Source organism: Maribellus comscasis (assembly GCF_009762775.1).
Taxonomy (GTDB): domain Bacteria; phylum Bacteroidota; class Bacteroidia; order Bacteroidales; family Prolixibacteraceae; genus Draconibacterium; species Draconibacterium comscasis.
The window spans coordinates 2712686-2732157 of sequence record NZ_CP046401.1 but is presented as its reverse complement, the minus strand read 5'-3'; the positions used below and the strand labels follow the sequence as shown (position 1 = coordinate 2732157).

The window sequence follows — 19472 nt, the reverse complement described above, 5'->3', positions numbered from 1 at the left end:
CAGTAAATCCTTTGAAATGACGAGTTCTTTCTGAGTTTTAAAGTTTTTTAATAAACTTCATACACGTTTTCCCCGGGTTCTCTGTTTTCATAAACGTTTCGCCGATTAAAAATCCACTGAATCCGTTTTCACGTAAATAATGAATCTCTTTAGGACCAGCCAACCCGCTTTCAGAAATTTTTACAAAATGTTCAGGAATCAGTTTTGCCAGCTTTACCGAAGTTTCAACATCTACTTCAAAAGTTTTTAAATTACGGTTATTCACTCCAACAATGTCAACAAAATCATTTACTTTTTCCAGCTCTTCAGCGTTGTGAATTTCCATTAAGACTTCGAGCCCCAAATTTTTTGCTTCCTTTGCCAGCATTTCGGCCTGCTTTTTTTCGAGACAGGCAGCAATGAGCAAAATAACATCGGCGCCGTATGCTTTCGCCTCGACTAACTGGTAGGAGTCAATCATAAAATCTTTGCGAAGAATCGGAATATCGGGATTTGTTTCGCGCGCTTTCACCAGATTGGATTGTGAACCTCCAAAAAATTTCGACTCCGTTAAAACCGACAAACCTGCTGCCCCCGCTTCAACATACGCTTTTGTGATCTCTTCTACTTTTGCAGAGAGATTTATATCTCCTTTTGAAGGCGACTTCTGTTTAAATTCAGCAATAATTCCCGAAGAACCTCCTTTTAACAAATTTGCCTTAAGCGAATTGCACTCGCGGTTAAAGCCGGGAATTTCCTTTAACATTTCCAAATCTACCACCGTTTTCTGGTGAGCCACTTCTTCTTTTTTGGCTTTGATAATTTTGTCGAGAATTGTCATATCTAGATTAATTTATCACTGCTTTTAATTTATCCAACGCTTTCCCACTTTTTAATGATTCGGTTGCGATTTCAACACACTCTTTTATATCTTTCTCAGGAAAAACAACATTCAACCCCAAGGCTGCATTGGCGACCACAACATTGGTCTGTTCCGTTGTTGCTTTTCCTTGCAGCACATTCATAAATATTGTTGCAGCTTCTTCTACTGAATTTCCACCAAAAAGTTTTTCAGGAGTAACTTTTTCGAAACCAAATTCGGAAGGAGAAATATTGCCTTCTTTTGTATTATTCGCAAAATGAGTGTCGGCAGTCAACGAAACTTCATCGTATCCATCTTTACTATTGACAATCATAAAATTAACATCCATTGTTTTGTACACATTTTTATAATGGTTGAAATTTTCATCGTTATTTACACCCAACAACTGGTATTTTGGTGAAGAAGGATTTATCATGGGGCCTAAAATGTTAAAGAAGGTGGGCACTTTTAATGCACGGCGAACCGGTGCAATATGCTTCATTGCCGGGTGAAAAAGCGGTGCATGCATAAAGCAGAAATTCCCTTTATCTAAATCGGTTTTTAATTTTTCGATGTTGTTACTGAATTTATAACCAAAAAATTCCAGAACATTTGAAGAGCCGCTTGTTGAAGTTGCAGCATAATTTCCATGTTTGGTAACGTTTACACCGGCACCTGCAATAACAAAACAAGCCAGTGTTGAGATGTTAAATGTATTTTTCCCATCGCCGCCGGTGCCAACCACGTCAATCGCATTATAATCTTCGAGATTTGTAACGATGCTCAATTCAGCCATTGCCTCACGAAAACCGGCCAGCTCTTCCGATGCCAGCGGACGCATTTTAAAAACGGTAAGAAAAGAGGCAAACTCAGCTTCACTGTGTTGTCCATTTCCAACCTCCATTAAACTTAATTTTGCCTGTTCGCGTGTGAGTATATTTCCTTCAAAAAGGTATTGTAATGTATCTTTCATTTTTTAAAATTAGCTGTTCAACCAGTTTTCAATCATTTTTTCTCCAAGCGGTGTCAACACCGATTCAGGATGAAATTGTACTCCCTGAACGTCGTATTCCTTGTGTTTCATGCTCATAATAAAACCATCATTGTCGTAGCTTGTAACTTCCAGACAATCCGGCAATTCCTCCTGTTGTACAATCCACGAGTGATATCGCCCGACTTCCAGTGTTTTGGGTAATCCGTCGAAAAGCACCGATTTTATTTCGGTCAATTCCACCGGAGTTGCAATGCCGTGCAAAACCCTGCTCATGTTATGGAGTTTGCCGCCAAAAGCCTCGCCAATGGCCTGGTGACCCAAACAAACTCCCAGCATGCTTTTTTTCGGTGCGTATTCTTTAATAATTTTCAAAAGAAGCCCGGCTTCTTCGGGAATTCCCGGTCCGGGTGAAAGTACTATTTTATCATACTTTTCCAAATCTTCCAGGGCAATTTCGTCGTTTCGGAATACATCCACCGGCAAACCGGAAATTTTTTTGATTGCGTGTACCAGGTTGTAGGTAAACGAATCGTAATTATCAATTACTACTATACGGCCTCCCCCGGCCCCTCCAAAGGAGGGGAGTGAAGAAGCTGTCCTTATTGAATTATTATTTTTCATATTTTTTAAATTTTTTCTTTTCTCTTTTCCCTCCTTAGGAGGGGTTAGGGGAGGCTTCCTAATTAATTTCCTTTGCCATTTCTATTGCTTTTTTGAGCGCTGCCAGTTTGTTGTTCACTTCCTGTAACTCGCTCTCTTCCTGCGAACCGGCAACAATTCCAGCCCCGGCCTGATAGAAAAGCTTATTGTTTTTACTCAGGAAGGAACGAATCATTATTGCATGGTTTAACGTTCGGTCGAAACCCAAATAACCAATGCAGCCGCCATAATAACCGCGGTTTTGATTTTCATATTTATCAATCAATTCCATGGCCTTGTATTTTGGCGCTCCGGAAAGCGTCCCGGCCGGAAAAGTTTCACCCAACACTTTTATCAGGTTTGTATCATCAGTAATTTCACCTGAAACCTGGGAAACCAAATGAATAACATGCGAGTAAAACTGAATTTCGCGATAGGTTTCCACAACAACATGGTCGGCATTGCGGCTTAAATCGTTGCGTGCCAAATCAACCAGCATCACATGTTCTGCGTTTTCTTTTGGGTCTTTGCTTAATTTTTCTGCCAGTTCGCGGTCCTGCTCATCGTTCCCGGTACGTTTAAAAGTTCCGGCAATGGGATGAATGTATGCTTTGTTGTCTTTTATACGCAGTTCGGCTTCGGGACTGGAACCAAAAATCCTGTAGTTGCCATAATCGAAATAAAAAAGATAAGGCGAAGGATTGATGGAGCGCAACGAGCGGTACACATTAAAATCGTCGCCTTCAAATTCCTGCGAAAACTGGCGACTTAACACAATCTGGAAAACATCGCCACGAAAACAATGTTCTTTTCCTTTGGTTACCATGTGTTTGTATTCTTCATTGGTAATGTTTGAAGTTTCTTCACCTACCGGTTGAAATTTAGCTGTTGAAAAATTCAGGTTTACCAGCAAATGATGGATATAATCCATTTGTGATTTTTCATCTTCCAACAAATTTTCTACCATGTGAATCACATTTTTATGATGATCGATGGCAACCACGTACTTGTAAAAACAATATTTTACTTCCGGAATCTGGTATTCTTCTTTTTTTACGGACGAAAACCGGATGGTTTCAAAATGTTGAATGGAATCGAAATTCATATAACCAAACAATCCATTTGACGGCAGTTCAATTTTGTCTGAATCAACATTAAATGTTTTAAAAAATTGGTCCAGCTCATCATCCAGCATCCTTTCTGCTGAAAGTTGAAACTTTTCTGTCTTTTCACCCGGAAGTTCTTTTTTAACTTCACCGTTATTCACCGTAAAACAGGCGACCGGACTAAAACAAATAAATGAATAGGCGTTTTCATTGCCATGGTAATCAGAGCTTTCCAGGAGAATAGCTTTGGGGTAAAGTGTTCGCAGTCGTAAATAAATACTAACCGGAGTTACGGTGTCGGCGAGTATCTTTCGAACGACTGGTTTGTAATTTAATTTTTCCATTATCTATATTTTAAAATTTTATTTCATTGATATTTTGAACCAAAAAAAAAACGGCTCACCGTGATTCGATGAGCCGTTTTCCTTTTTTCGGGCAATAGCATTACTTCTCTTCACGGTTTTGTAAAAAGTTGCAGTGCCACCACCAAATATTTTTATTCATCAATTTTATCATCTCTTTTATATAAAATAAAAAACCTGCTCTTTATCAGGAGCAGGCCTCGTATATTTTTAAAAATACCAATATGGCTCTTAACTCCTAACTTACGTAAGAAGACCCCACCACGGAAGCCATATTGTATTTAATTTTTTCATTTATTTTTCTTATTTCGGTTCAAAAGAATAAAATTTTTCTTTTAAAACCAACCATTTAATATAAAAATTTTAAAAAATGCCAATTATTGCGTCAATGTAAATTTAAAAGAAACACCAATATTTGTTGTTGAAGTTTTATAGGAAGATGAAGTATACGGATCATTTATAACCTTATCGAAATAGAGGCGAACCTGAAATTTATCACTGAGTCGGTAATCGGCTGTCGTTTCCAGAGACAACATACTTTGCCCGGCTGTGAGCTGGTCGGGCTCATCGAGTTTACGGAGAGTGGTTTTATTTTTTGTTAACGAGAAGCCTGCCGTAACATTTAAATCGTTTGAATACAATTTCTGATTCTTTTTGGTCTTTATAATCATATCCATGTTTTCGAAACGGTAACCGACATTAAACGAATACTGGCTGCTTTGAACTTCGGTTAGCTGGTTATTGGAAAATGAGAGACTGACACTTCGGCTGCGACTAATTTCGGAATTTGTTGTGAGGTCATTGTTCCATATTACACTCAAATTAATTAACGGACTAAGGACTTCTTTTATACTTACAGAATTTACATCATAGACGGGAACCAGGTTATTGGCCAAATCGCGCACATAACTAAATCCGTCTTCCTGCTCAAAATAATTCAGATTGGAGGTGTACGAGCCTACACTATATGTTGAAGAATAAGAGTGAGTGAAGTTCATCGATTTCATGATTTTATTCAGTGCCGGAATTTTTGAGACCATCCCTTCATACTGGACTGTCCAGTTGGGACGAATGTATTTTAAGGAAGGAAACATACCTAAAGAAACCGTATACGGACTTTTATCCTGGTAAGCAGCCAGAAATGCAGGGACAAGCACATCGACAGAAGTGGCTCCAAAACCATCGGGGAATCCATTTTCATCAAGCGAAGAAGGATCATAGTTATACTCAGGATTGGTACTTCTTTGTGTGGCTAAGCGCCTTGCGATGGTTAATCTGTAGTCTTTAAATTTTTCAAATGCTTCCGATTCTACAACTGAATTACTTCCTATTTTGGAAAATGCTGTGCCCAGAGTCATCACTGACATCGAAAATGTTCCACTCTCAATATGACTGTTCATCTGGAAATCTCTTGATGAGGGATTATAATAGTAATATTCATAAAAATTGTTGGTGTATGAACGATTGGCTGATAAAGTTATTCTAAGATCCGGGAGTGGTTCAATTGTTGAACGCATGGTTATACGTTCGGAACGGTTCATCTGAAATGGCGAATTTAAAGTTGAGTCGGTTGTTATCCATCCGTTGTTTGCTGCATCGCGGGCAAAATTCTCGTTCTGCCAGCCCAATAAAAATGGCATTCCCGGAGCAAACCCATTTGAATAGGTTTCACTAAACATTTGTCGATCGGGAGTGTATTTGCCTGCTCCAAATAATGACGGCTCCGGCAAATAACCAGGCAATATTGTACTTCCGTTCTTACTGTAGTTTACTGTAACATTTCTTACTCCGATTAAAACCCTGGTACTCAAATCCAGCACTTTCTTTAAGAAAGTTTCATCGCCGGGTTTTCCACTAACGGTTATCATCGCCTGATCAGCATCGGCAGAAGGAGTATAAAGGATCGAATTTGCATCTATAATTTTTACTTTGCCGGGGATGGCTTTATTCTCTACTCCCAACACTCTGATTTTCACCTTTTTTGTATTTAATTTATGTGTTACAATTTTACCTTTGCCGGCTGTAAGCTTACTATTCTCACTATAGATTTTCTCCTCTTTTTGATTGCCAACTGCTGGTTCCTGCTTTTGCTGGTTACGCCCTTTGGATGAGGAGCGATTTAAGCTGTACCTGCTTTTGCCAGTGCGTTTAAATTTCGAATTTACCTCATTAAAATAGGGGATTTTGTTATACAAATTTGTAAGATTTGCATTCCCGGTTAAAGTAATTGACTGTGAATTTTGAACAACATTCCCGAGTTCGATCGAATCGGCAGTAACGGCACCTGCCTCCCAGTAATACCCGCCCTGGTACCTGGCGGTTGCGGTCATAAAATTTAACAATTTGAGTTTACTCAGGGGCAAAGTATAGGAAGCATTTATGGTATGGTTATAGTCGGTAGGCCTTCCTAAATCCAGAATATTTTGCATTATAGAATCTTTTTTCCACTCGTAATCTGCATCATGCCTGTTTATACGACCTTCCGGTTCATCTATTTTAGAGGTACTGTTGGAAGAAAAATCTATTTTTAATAGGCGGGTTACATCATATTTAATATCCAGGTTCCTGTTCCAGAGAAATTCCTTGTCATAGGAAGGAGTGACCGTTATCTCTGTGTCAGTTATATTTCTTGTTCTGATTTCATTGTAATACCGGTAGATGTCTGTGCTAAAATTAATTTGAGCAGGTAAGGGATAAAAACTAAAATCGCCAAGTAGTTTTAAAGGTCCTTTATTTAAAAATCCGATTTTCTTAAAAGGAGAAACTGCCTTTGGACGCGTACTATAACTATACGATAACATCCCCTTTACGGTTTTTTTCAGGTTAAGTTCTGTTTCCACGTCTTTTTTCTCCGTTTCATTGTATGCATAGCTAAACGAAAAATTAGACGGATCGATAATACTTGTTTTTGTTGCATCGGCTTTAGGCTCGAACTTAACATTTGTAAAATTGATACTTTTTCGTTTGACTACCTCTTGCGAAAGATTTAAAACGGAATCCCGTGCATGTTTTGTATTGTAGCTTTTTAATGACTCTTCCAGTTCAATGTCAGGGTTTAACGGGTCATACTTGGGTGTTATCCGATTTTCTGAATATCCAAAATACATCGGTATCTTCAGATTGGTTTTTTCGGGTAACAATTTTCCAAGGTCTAAAGAGGAACTGATATCAATTGCTCTTACATTATCTGTTGAACGACTGTTAACATCACTGTCAATGCTTCCAAAACCCTGTGAGCTTGCGCTTCCGGCCACATTGACTGATCCCAAATCGGCCAGACGGATACTGGTTCTGGCGTTTGCTGCCCATCCCCCTTCTTCATTTATTCCTGCCAGTCTCAATTCATTTAGCCAAACTACAACCGACTTTGCCCCCGGCGAAACGGTACTTACATCTTTGTGCCGTACTCCCATCATAATCACCTCAACGTCACCCAGGTTGGGGCTTCCTTTTACTTTAACGGTATTTCTGTCACCGTTCCAGTCTTCATGGCTTACTTCGTAAATATTCTGAAGCGAAAGGGTAGAACCGGCAGTCCTCATCTCCTCGTTCCGGTTTTGTTTGGCTTCAGTAAATAAGTCGAGCGGAACATTTATCTGGTTTGAATCGGGCCAGACAATATACCTGTCAGAAGTTATATTGCCGTTATATTCGCCTTCAGGTGTTAACAGTAAAGGCATTTCATATTCATAATAGTTATAGTTATAGTCGGTTCCGAGCCGAATAAAAAAGTAAAGATCATCGTCGTTCAGTTCCTCTCCGTCTACAGCTTCTGCATGAACAAACATCTTTAATTTTTCATAATTGCGAAAATCCAGATTTATCGACTTATAGACCGCTTTTGCATCTCCTTCTTCCAGCCCGTCAACCTGCAACATTAACGACTGCTCGTTAAGTTCTGTAAGGTAGGCGCTGGCCGGATCAATTTCTCTCGTAACCCCGGGAGGCAGCACATAATTCACGGGGTCCCTGTTTGCATTTTCTTCAATATTTACAGAAGTGATTTCAATAGAAGCATCTGTTGAAATGCCTGTATTGTCTGTAAGTTCATTTGTATACTCTCTCCATTCGGATCGAACCAGGTCGAGACTTGCAAACCGTAAAAATATTGGTTCTTTAAAATCATAAAGAAACATACGCATAAAACGAATGGACGAAAAGTCGCTTATCGAACCGATGGTTTCGTCGGGTTCAGAGATTGGGATTTTGAATTTGTACCATCTAATTGTTTCCACGGTACCATTTTTTAACTCCACCGTTGATTCCTGAACATCTGAAATGTGGTTTTCTCCCAAAACAAAATCTTCAGGGCGCATACTTATTTTGTACTGATAGTATTCTTCATATTCATTAAGCGTATTATCATCGTTAATGTCTTCAATGTCAGGCAGGGTAGATTCTGATGTTGTATACGATTCTTCAGACATTTCGGCGGTTGGTGAGTTTCTGTCGAGGCCATTGTATTTTTTGTATCTTTCAAGTATGCTTACTTTGTCGGCGTCATAATCAGAACCTCTGAAATAATGGAAATTGTCCGAAGAAGGATCTTCTTCCGCCAGTGAATAGGCATCAGGATCGACGATAGAACTGAGTTTATTTAAATAGTCGTTAAAAAAGGTATTTTCGTCTTCATCGTTCAATCCATCCAGCCCAATATCCTGGTAAGTTCTCGCAATCGTACTGTTTTCAAAAGAATTAACATACGACTGAAGAGCAGAAACCCTTCCCCATGTGGTTGTATCTACATCAACAACTTCCCCCGTAGTAGGTAGCCCATTTTCAAATGCTTTTCTGGAGTCTTTTAAAATATCTTCGGATATTTCGCCAAGGTTAAAATACAAATCACCTCCTTCCATGGTTCCCAAAGTATCATAAATAAAAGGATCGAGGAGCCAAAATTCAATCGATTCTATATTTGCCGCCTCAAAGTCGGTGGTTGAAACTTCCCGCATAACTCCTCCCCAGCGCGTTTCCGGTTTTGCTAAGGTTCCGTCGGAATTTATACCGGAAGAAAATGAAGTGGGGTTTGTGTCATAATTGTATGGCCCCCTTTCCGAAGGATAGTATGCAAGATCCAGCGTAGTCAGGTAACTTGTTTCCCCTACATCTGTTTCTTTGTCTGGGTAAACCTCCTTCTCGTAAATTTCTCTTACATAATGGTTGGATTGCATTGTTGGGTTTGTTTTTATATGAGCCGGGGTGAGCGTGTTGTTGCGGAGGAAAAGCGCATCGATGTTGTACCAGGCGAGTTTTGCCCGGTTGTAACCATACTCAAGCGAATTCGTCAGGTCTCCTTCCGGGAGAATAAGTTGCTGTTGTGGCGTGCTTGCAAGTACCCATGATTTTCTGGTTTTCATACTAATAGAGATAGAGGTTCCTTCAAAATCATCGATATAAACATTTCCACTCGTACCAATTACACTTGAATGTCCCGGAATTAACTGTGCATACTCTCCTTCAAAATTTATAGAAGAAAGAGAGTTTGTACTTTGAAAGGGCAATAGTTTATCAATAATTTTTGTCAAAATAGGAGCTTCGGTGGCATACCTCGTATCAAAACCAAATATGGTATTCGAAATAGGATCTTCGCCGTAATCTACTTTTGATGTTAATGGTTTTTCCTGCATGTGAAGTAAGGTAGCCCCTAAATTAAAATTGTCGGAGAACGCATAATTGGCATGGGTTCCCAACAGTGTTTTTCTCTGGGAAGAATATAATTCTTCACTTTCAGAGGAAACAGTTATTGCAGTCCCCGATTCCAAAAGTCCGGAATTAATAATGGTTACCGCCCCAAGAGTATAGTCAACTGTGTAGTCAATATTTTCTGTTAGTTCGATTCCCCCGGCGGTTACTGTGACCGAGCCTTCGGTAATATTTATGCCGCCAAGCGATATTGTTGACGTTGATGCCCCCTCAAAACTTCCGGTTAATAAAAATTTGTTGTGTTCGGCATCCTGTTTTGCGTAAGTTTTGGTTGAATCGTAAAGCGATTGATAACAGTACTTTTCTATTAATGATTTATTTTTTAATGAATCGGCAAGGTGACTTCCAAAAGGTTCGAGAACGGGAAAAATAATCCGCCCGGTTTCAGAATTTACTGTTACTCCGTCAATGAAGTCGAAAAATCCGTCGGGATTCGGATCCTGTTGGCTGTCGAGTTTATCCAGGTTCATAACCCGAAGCAGAAGATTTCCTTTTATATTTCCTTCAGGAATATAGTTGATGTAATTGCCCGTTGAATCATTCAGGTATTTAACATTTAAGGTAAAGTTTTCTTCTGACAGTGATGAGGCATTCAGATTGTAAATATTTTTCATCATCAAAGTCCATGTAGGAGTAGAAGGTGAAAATTTTGTGCCTTTCAACAGCTTTACTATCAGAGTTTGGGGGGCATCAATCCCATCGGTTGAAAATTCACCAACCTGGTAAGTTATTCCGTTAACCGTATAGCTGTAGGCTACAGCCAGAATTTCGCCTGAGCCTATCGATGAGTTTAATGAAATGTATCCCAATTTTTCATTTACAGAATACTCAGAAGATGAAAGCATCCTTGCCTGCTCGACTTTAACAAAATCGCGCCCTCCCACAAAATTATTATCAATAGAAGAAAGGGTGGAGGTTACATTTTCAACATCACGAATGCTGCTGTATGCAGAAATTAAAGTATTATACATTTTGTTTGCCCCGTTAAAAGGGACCACATTTTCAGGATAAACCAGACCCGGATTTGCCGAAAATTCGGAAACGGTATTGTGAATGTTTTCTTTATGTTCTCCCAAATCCTGAAAAGCCACTATGTTTCTTACATCGCTTGTGCTGTTTGATCGGTTTAATACCCAAACTTCAATTTTGTTTATTGAAATGGAAGAACGAATAACCGGGAGATTTTGTAAAGCTTCGTTGTAATGGTCTTTAAAATAATGTGAAAGGAAAAAGTGCCGGTTTGCATCGTAGTCGTAACCGTTTATTTCGATGACTGTGCTGGACGCGCCTCCTTCCGTTTCAACCGTTGTTGTTTCGCCTTTATTTTGTGAAAACAGGGTTGTTAGATTTAGTTTTCCAAACTGCATTTCAGTCTTTATTCCAAACAGATTTGATGCACCGGTGATCAAAGTTCCGTCAAGAGGCAATGACACATTTCCGGCTTCAACACTTTTTAAAATTTCGTCCTCGTCACCGGCATATTCCAACTTCATTTTATTTTCATAATCAAAAGTTGATTCCGTGTTATAGTTTACACGCATATTCATTTTCGTTCCAATTTGACCGGTTACGCTCATTTGAATTTTTTCATCAAAATCGAAGGTTGGAACTTTTCTGTTTCTTTCAGGAATAGATGGATTTTCGGTCGTATTCATCTGATAACCAAGACTCACTTCTACATATCCCTGAGGTTGGATGTTTACGGTATTTCCTCCAAAAACGCGGTTAAAAGCCTCTCCCCCGATGGTAAGTTTGGGAATAAGACCACTTTCTGATTCCATATCTTTCACCTGGCGGCGTTGTTTCCAGTAATCGTTTATCGACTTTTCAAAATCATAGTCAATATAATCATCAAACGATAAAGCTTGTGGTAAGCGGTAATTCAAATCACCAATTTTTTCATAGAAAACATATTTGCCACTAATCGGGTCGTACTCAACTTCGTACCTTAAATTTTTTGGCTTATTCAGGTAAAGTTTTGAAGAGTCGCGCCCCGTTTGCCCAAAAGCAGGTTGATCCTCGAATGGAAAAGGGAGTTGCGCGGTACTATCCGTTTTAATCGTATCCTGTAGTTGAGGCAATTGTTCAACCGGAACAGCATAAAGTTGTTCGATATTTGAAAAAAAAGTACAAAATAAAATCGCAGATAAAAAACTTCGTAAAAATCTATCCCAAAACATTAATAACCATTTAAATGACCGTTAATTCTATTTCAACTGCCACTTTGGTTACAAATATTTATTTGATTTTAATTTCAGTTTATGATGTACAATACCCTAAACTATTTTGAACAAACGATACTTTTCCGAATGTATTTTGTTGTTCTAAAAAAAACAACGGATTTTTAATTTAAAAATGAAAATTTCCCGCAATAGCGCTTACTGCGTAAGTGTAAACCTGAAACTCAATCCAAAATTAGTTGTTGATGTTTTATACGATTGCGAGATAAACGGATCGTTCAAAACTTTATCAAAGAAAACCCGTAGCTGAAAGCGATCGCTCAATTGATAATCAGCAGTAGTTTCAATTGAGAAAGTACTTTGCCCTGCTGTAATCTGGTTATCGTCTTCAACCAATTTACGAAGAACCGTTTTATTTTTACGATAGGAAAAATCGGCTCTCAGGTTAAGATCGTTTGAATAAGAACGCTGTGAATTTTTTGTTTTGATGATTAAATCCATGTGTGTAAAGCGGTATCCCATTCCAACCGTATATTCGTTACTCAAAACTTCTGTCAACTGGTTGTTTGCAAACGACAAGGTCATGTTTCTGCTCCTTCTAATCGCAGCGCGGCTGGTATAATCGTTCACCCAAATAACATCAACATCAATTAACGGGCTGAATGTTTCAACAATACTCACGGAGTTAAAATCATAGGGTGCAATAAAGTTATCCGCCATATCACGAATGTAACTAAATCCGTCACCTTCTTCCGAATAGTTCAGATTGGTAATGTACGAACCAATGGTATAGCTCGAATTGTAGGCATGCGAGAAATTAAGCGATTGCATGATTTTATTTAGCCCCGGAATTTTTGAAACCATTCCTTCGTACTGAATCTGCCAGTTGGGTCTGATATATTTTATGGAAGGGAATAAGCCAAGAGAAACGTTTTCCGGGTCTTTATTTTGGTAAGCCGCTAAAAATGCCGGTACTAAAACTTCTACCGAAGTTGGCCCGTAACCGTCTTTGAAATTGGGATTATCAGGATGAGAGGCTGATGGATCGTATCCGAAACCGTTGTCTGGATTCCGCTGTGCAGCGAGTCTTCTTGATATTATCGAACGATATTCCTTTAGATTTTCAAATGCCTGCGACTGGTGTACTTTCTCTTTACCAATGGCAAAAAAGGCTGTTCCCCATGTCAGTGTCGACATACTAAAGCTGCCACTCTCTGTCAAACTATTTGCTCTAAACCTGTTTGATGAGGGATCGTAATTGTAAAACTCTGTTATATTTTTTGAAAACGAGCGATTGGCGTTTACATTGATACGTAAATCGGGTAAGGGTTCAATAACAGCCCGGATATTAAAACGTTCATTTTGAGAAAATGAATATGGATTATTTAAAGTAGAGTCGGTAGTAACCCAACCGTTTTGTGCTGCTGTTCGTCCAAAATTCCTGTCCTGCCACCCTAAAAGGAAGGGCATTCCGGGAGCAAATTCAGTTGGAATACTCCGGTTAAACATATCCTGTTCCGGAGTATACTTACCTGCCCCCATAAATGTTGGTTCAGGCAAATATCCGGGAAGAACGGTCCCTCCATTTTTAGAATAGGTTACCTGAATGGTTCGAACACCAATTAGCATTCGTGTAGTGAGATCCAGCATATCTTTCAGAAATGACTGATCCCCCGGCTTCCCTGTAACAGAAATCATTGCCTGTGAAGCATCGCCAAGGGGAGTAAACTCAATATTATTTACGTCAACAATATTCACCCTTCCGCGAACTACTTTGCCATCAACACCTGTGACAACCACCTGTATTTTTTTTGTGTTTAATTTATGATTTATTTTTTGCGCCTGTTCTGCAACCAATTTTACATTGGCAGTAAAAGTTTTCTTTTCATTATTGCCCGACTGTTGGTTCGCGGCCTGGTTTTGAGAGGATGATCTGCTGTTCCGGTTCAAACTGTACCTGCTCCGGCCCGTTCTTCTGAATTTTTGGTTTAATTCCTGAAAATAAGGTACTTTATTGTACAAATTGGTTAAGTTCATATTTCCCATAAACTGCCAGCTGCCTGAGTTTTGGATTGTATTTCCAAGATTGATGGTATCTGCCGTTATTGGCCCGGCCTGCCAGTTGTAGGTTCCGGTATAACGTACACTTGAACTCAGAAAATTTAAAAATTTAATCCGGTTTAGCGGAATTGTATACTGTGCATTTACAGTGTGGCCATAAAGTGTGGGACGTCCCAAATTCCAGAGATTCTGCATAATTGAATCTTTTTTCATCTGGTAATCATCCTCATTCCGGTTTAATCTTCCTTCCGGTTCATCAATTCTGGCTGTGCTGTTTGAAGAAAAGTCGACTTTTAAGGAACGGGTTACATCATACCTTACATCCAGATAGCTGTTTAAAAGAAAGTCTTTTTCAAAGGTTGCCGGCAAAATCAGGTTTGGATTGGTAATATTTCTGCTTTTTGTCTCGTGGTATAAACGATACAATTCTGCCCTGTAGGAAATAAGCGTTGGCAGCGGATAAAAATTGAAGTCACCAATTAAACTTAACGGGCCTTTATTCAAAAAGCCAATTTTATTGAACGGCTGAATAAGTTTGGGCCGGTTATTATAGTTATAAGAAAACATTCCACGGTAGGTTTTACTTGTGTTGTATTCCGTGTTAATGTCTCTTCTGTATATTTCGTTATAGGAATAAGAAACCGAGAAGTTTTCAGGATCCCACAGATGTGTTTTTGTTCTCTCCCTTTGTGGCTCGACCCTGACATTTGTGAAGTTGATACTTTTCCGGGTAACCACATCCTGAGAGATATGTTTTAATGAATCTTTTTCCTCATTGGTATCCAATCTGTCAAGTGATTCATCCAACTCGATATCCGGCTCAAGCGGATTATATTTCGGAGTACTTACACTCTGTGAATATCCGTAATACATTGGCAGGCGGACTCCTGTTTTTTCAGGAAGGAAGCGTCCCAAATCGATAGAAGAAGATACATCAAATTCCGTCAAATCATCCTGAGGGCGACTGTTCATATTTTCGCTGATCCCTCCAAATCCGGCAGTACGCGTGCGGCCTGCAACTGTAACACTTCCCAAATCGGCCAGACGTGTTGTGACTCTTGCATTGGCAGCCCATCCACCGCTTTCGTCAAAATCGGTTAAACGTAGTTCATTCGCCCAAACTTCAACTGACTTTGGCCCTGTGTTTAACTGCCCGCGTTTATTGCGAATCCCCATCATAACAACCTCAACATTCCCCAGGTTAGGGCTCCCTTTTACTTTTACAATGTTTTTTCCGTTATTCCAGTCTAAATGATTGGTTTCGTATACATCCTGCAATGTTATGCTGGAACCTGCGCTTCTTAACTCATCGTTTCTATCCAGCTTTGCATTGGTAAATAAATCCAAAGGTATATCAATCCGGTTTTCATCGGGCCAAACGATGTAACGATCTGATTCAATTGTTCCGTTGTATCTTCCTTCCGGCGTTAGTTTTAACGGAACTTCATATTCGTAGTAGTTATAATTGTAGTCGGAACCTAAACGAATAAAAAAGTAGAGTTCGTCATCTTCCAGGGGGTAATCTTCCAACTCTTCAGCATGAACTTCCAGTTTTAACCTTTTGTATCTTCTGAAGTCCATATAAATTGATTTATAAGCAGCTTTTGAAACTCCCTGTTCCAAATCAGTAACTTTTAATACCATCGACTGCTCATTCAAATTTCTAAGCTGCGGGTTGGTTGGGTCGATAACACGTGAAATTCCCGGAGGCAATATATAGTTAACAGGTTCGCGGCTTCCGTTTTCTTCTATACTTACCGCAGAAATATCAAAACTTGCATTTCCGGAAACTCCGGTATCATCTTTAAATTCCTTTGTATAATTACGCCAGTCTGCCCTAACCAAATCGAGCGATGCAAAACGCAATACAACAGGATCCTGAAATTGTGTCAAAAACATCCTCAGGAACCGAATAGATTTGAAATCGTAAATATTACCAACAGTTTGGTCCGGCTGATGAACCGGAATTTTGAACTGATACCATTTTACTTCGCCAATCTGGCCGTTTTTAAGCTGAACCCGGCTTTCCTTTATATCGTTGATGTAGTTTTGTCCAAGTTGGAAATCTCCTGGCCGGATACTAACCTTGTACTGGTAATATCTTTCATATTCATTCAGCGTATTATCATCGTTAATATCTTCAATGTCGGGAATGGAAGAAGCAGAAGTTGGATACGATTCGTCTGACATTTCAGTCGTTGGCGAGTTACCGTCAGGTCCGTTAAATTGCTTATACCGTTCAAGAATTCCAAGTTGCTGTTCGTCATAATCAGAACCGCGGAAATAATGAAAGTCATCAGAAGAAGGGTCCTCCAGGGCCTTTTCATAAACATCCTGGCTTACATGAAGGCGTAACTCTTCCAAATATTGTTGAAAATAAGACTGTTCGTCACTGTTGCTCAACCCATCAAAACCAATATCCTGGTACTGACGCGACTGGGTGTCATTGTCAAACGCATTCACCAATGATTGCAGCGTTGAAACACGTCCCCATATTGTTGTATCAACATTTGAGACAAGTTCGGTTGTTGGAAGTCCGTTTTCAAATGCCTTTCTTGAGTCTTTTAGCACATCTTCTGAAATATCACCTAAGTTGAAATACAAATCTCCACCTTCCATCTGGCTCATTGTATCATTAACAAAAGGATCCATCATCCAGAATTCAATAAACTGAATATTTGCCGTTTCAAAGTCGCTGGTTTCAATTTCGCGCATGATACCGCCCCAGCGCGATTCAGGAGATTTTAACCTTCCATCTTCGTTTACACCGGCAGAATGGGATGACGGTTCTGTGTCATAATTGTATGGCCCGCGTTCTTCAGGATAAAAAGCCAAATCGAAAACAGCAATATTTGTAGGTTCCCCTACTACTGTCTCCTTATCGGGAAAAATTTCATTTTCAAATACTTCACGAACCAGATGATTTGATTGCAGATTTTTATCATTTTTGATATGAGTCGGTGTTAAACTGGTATTTCTTAAAAATAAAGGGTCGACGATGTACCATGCCAGTTTTGCCCGGTTATATCCGTATTCAAGCGAGCTGTTAAGATTTCCTTCCGGAAATAAATCGTTTTGTAGCTGTGGCGTACTGGCCAGCATCCACGATTGACGAGTTTTTAAGCTAATCGCTGTTTTTGTCCCTTCAAAATCATCAATGTATACTGTGCCGCTTTCGTCAATTACATTTGAGTGCCCTGGTATCAGCTGTGCAAATTCGCCTTCAAAATCGATGGAAGAAGGAGCATTGGTATTGTAAAAGGGGAGCGCGTCAACAGCTTTCGTAAGGAACTTACTTTCAGAAGAATAGGTTGCATCCAAACCTAACATTAAATTTGAAATCGGATCCTCTCCGTAATCCACCTTTTGGGTTAGAGGCCGTTCATGCATATAAAGTGCAGTGGCTCCAAGATTAAAATTGTCGGAAAATGCATAATTTGCATGGGCTCCCATCAATGTCTTTCTCTGCATCGTAAACAGGTCTTCACTCTCTGTTGTAACACTAATGGGTGTTCCCGCATTCAGTAATGCCTGGTTTATAATTTTAACACGACCGAGGGTATAATCCACTGTATAATCCACATTCTCGGTAAGTGTTCTTCCTCCTGCAGTTACAGTTACTCCGCCCTGAGCGAGGTTTAATGTATTTAAAACAATATCGGAACTCGATGAGCCTTTATAACTTCCTGAAAGTACAAACTTATTGTGTTCAGCGTCTTGCTCGGCGTATACTTTGGTCGAATCGTAAAGCGACTGAAATGTATATTTATCAACAAGGGCAGGACTGTTTATTGAATCTGCCAAATGACTGCCAAATGGTTCGAGTACAGGAAAAATAATCCTGCCATTGGAGGAGTTTACAGTAATTCCTTCAACATAATCAAAGATACCGTCTTTATAGGGATCCTTTTGTTTGTTCAATTTATCCAGATTCATTACCTCCAGCAAAATATGTCCTTCCAGACGTCCTTCGGGGAGATAATTGATGTATGTACCTGTTGAATCGTTCATGTACATCACACTCAGTTCAAATTCCTCGCTACTAAGTTGATAAGCATTCAGGTTGTAAATGTTTTTCATCATCAACTTCCAGGTTGGCAGTTTAGGTGTGAGGGTAGTCCCTTTTAAAAGTTTAAGAATCAAAGTCTGTGGTGCGCTAACACCATCCGTTGAAAACTCTCCGACCTGGAAAGTCTGTCCGTTGGACGTGTAACTAAAAGCCACTGCCAGAACTTCGTCAGTATTCAGTGCCGAATTCAATGAAATGTACCCAAGATTATAATTAATGGTATACTCACTTTCATTCAGTTTACGCGCCTGTTCTATTTTTTCAAAATCCTGTCCGCCAACAAATCCGTTAGCAGAAAATTGCGACATCACCGATGTAATATTTGCGGCTTCTCTTATTCCGTTATAGGTATTCGCCATTTCGTAATAGAGGCCGTTTGCATTACTGTGCGGATAAACATTTTCCGGGTAGGGTAATCCGCCAATTTCCTGAAAAGCAGGTACTGTATTATAAATGTTTGCCTGGTGTTCTCCTAAATCCTGAAAAGCCAGGATATTTCTCGATTCGTCGAAATTGCTTGATTTATTGGTAACCCAAATTTCTATTTTATTAATGTAAATGGGCGACCGCGGAACGGCGGTGTTACGCAACCACTCATCATAATGATCTCTGAAATACTGGGCAAGAAAAAAGTGACGGTTTGCATCGTAATCGACCGCCGAAATTTCAAAAGTTGAAATCTGTGCTCCACCTTCTGTTTCAACAGTTTGAGTTTCTCCCTTGCTTTGCGAAAAAAGGGTTGTCAGCGAGAGCCTTCCAAACTGCATATCGGCTTTTACACCAAACAAATTCGACGCACCGGTAATTAAAGTACCATTTAACGGAAGTGAAACATTCCCCGCTTCAATTCGTTTTAAAATTTCATCTTCGTCACCCGTATATTCAAGATTCATTTTATTCTCATAGTCGAAGGTAGCTTCGGTGTTGTAATTCACCCGCATGTTCATTTTTGTACCTATCTGACCGGTAACATTCATCTGAATTTTTTCATCAAAATCAAATGTAGGTACTTTTCTCAGGCGTTCAGGAATAGAGGGATTATCAGTAGTATTCATCTGGTACCCAAAGCTTACTTCCACATAACCCTGTGGTTGAATATTTACTGTATTTCCCCCAAAAATCCGGTTAAAGGCTTCTCCGCCGATTGTTAATTTTGGAATAAGCCCTCCCTGTGTTTCCATGTCCTGAATCCGGGAGCGTTGTTTCCAGTAGTCACTTATTGATTTTTCAAAATCGTAATCAATATAATCATCCAGCGACATGGTTTGCGGCAGACGGTAATTCAAATCGCCGATTTTTTCATAAAAAACATATTTACCGCTAATCGGATCGTATTCTACCTCGTAACGAATATTACTGGGTTTATTCAAAAATAACTTTGATGAATCCTGTTTTGTTTGCCCAAATGCCGGCTGATCCTTAAAAGGGAAAGGAAGATCCGCTGTAGTATCAACCGTAACCGTATCCTGCAACTGCAGAGACATATCAACCACAAAAGTACTTTTACTGAAGCATTT

General features: G+C 39.5%; 6 protein-coding genes. All 6 read right to left on the bottom strand.

The annotated features are described in order from the left end of the window. Positions 1 to 37: 37 nt before the first annotated feature. The 6 genes from trpC to sov (GM418_RS10685) all read right to left on the bottom strand — a co-directional run bounded on the left by trpC (position 38) and on the right by sov (GM418_RS10685) (position 19439). A complete protein-coding gene (gene trpC / locus GM418_RS10710) occupies positions 38 to 820 on the bottom strand; it encodes an indole-3-glycerol phosphate synthase TrpC (RefSeq protein ID WP_158865903.1) in 783 nt (260 codons plus the stop codon). 7 nt (positions 821 to 827) lie between these two features. Beyond that, the gene (gene trpD / locus GM418_RS10705) at positions 828 to 1814 is read right to left on the bottom strand and encodes an anthranilate phosphoribosyltransferase (protein WP_158865901.1); all 987 of its coding nucleotides are present in this window, start codon (positions 1812 to 1814) and stop codon (positions 828 to 830) included. Positions 1815 to 1823: 9 nt separating this feature from the next. Continuing rightward, entirely contained in the window at positions 1824 to 2456 is a 633-nt protein-coding gene (locus GM418_RS10700; protein WP_158865899.1) for an anthranilate synthase component II, read from the bottom strand. Between the two features lie 58 nt (positions 2457 to 2514). Beyond that, a complete protein-coding gene (locus GM418_RS10695; RefSeq protein ID WP_158865897.1) occupies positions 2515 to 3924 on the bottom strand; it encodes an anthranilate synthase component I family protein in 1410 nt (469 codons plus the stop codon). Between the two features lie 395 nt (positions 3925 to 4319). Beyond that, positions 4320 to 11825: a T9SS outer membrane translocon Sov/SprA gene (gene sov, locus GM418_RS10690; RefSeq protein ID WP_158865895.1), complete on the bottom strand. Its 7506-nt coding sequence runs from the start codon at positions 11823 to 11825 to the stop codon at positions 4320 to 4322. Between the two features lie 198 nt (positions 11826 to 12023). After that, the gene (gene sov / locus GM418_RS10685) at positions 12024 to 19439 is read right to left on the bottom strand and encodes a T9SS outer membrane translocon Sov/SprA (RefSeq protein WP_246222866.1); all 7416 of its coding nucleotides are present in this window, start codon (positions 19437 to 19439) and stop codon (positions 12024 to 12026) included. Between the last annotated feature and the right edge of the window lie 33 nt (positions 19440 to 19472).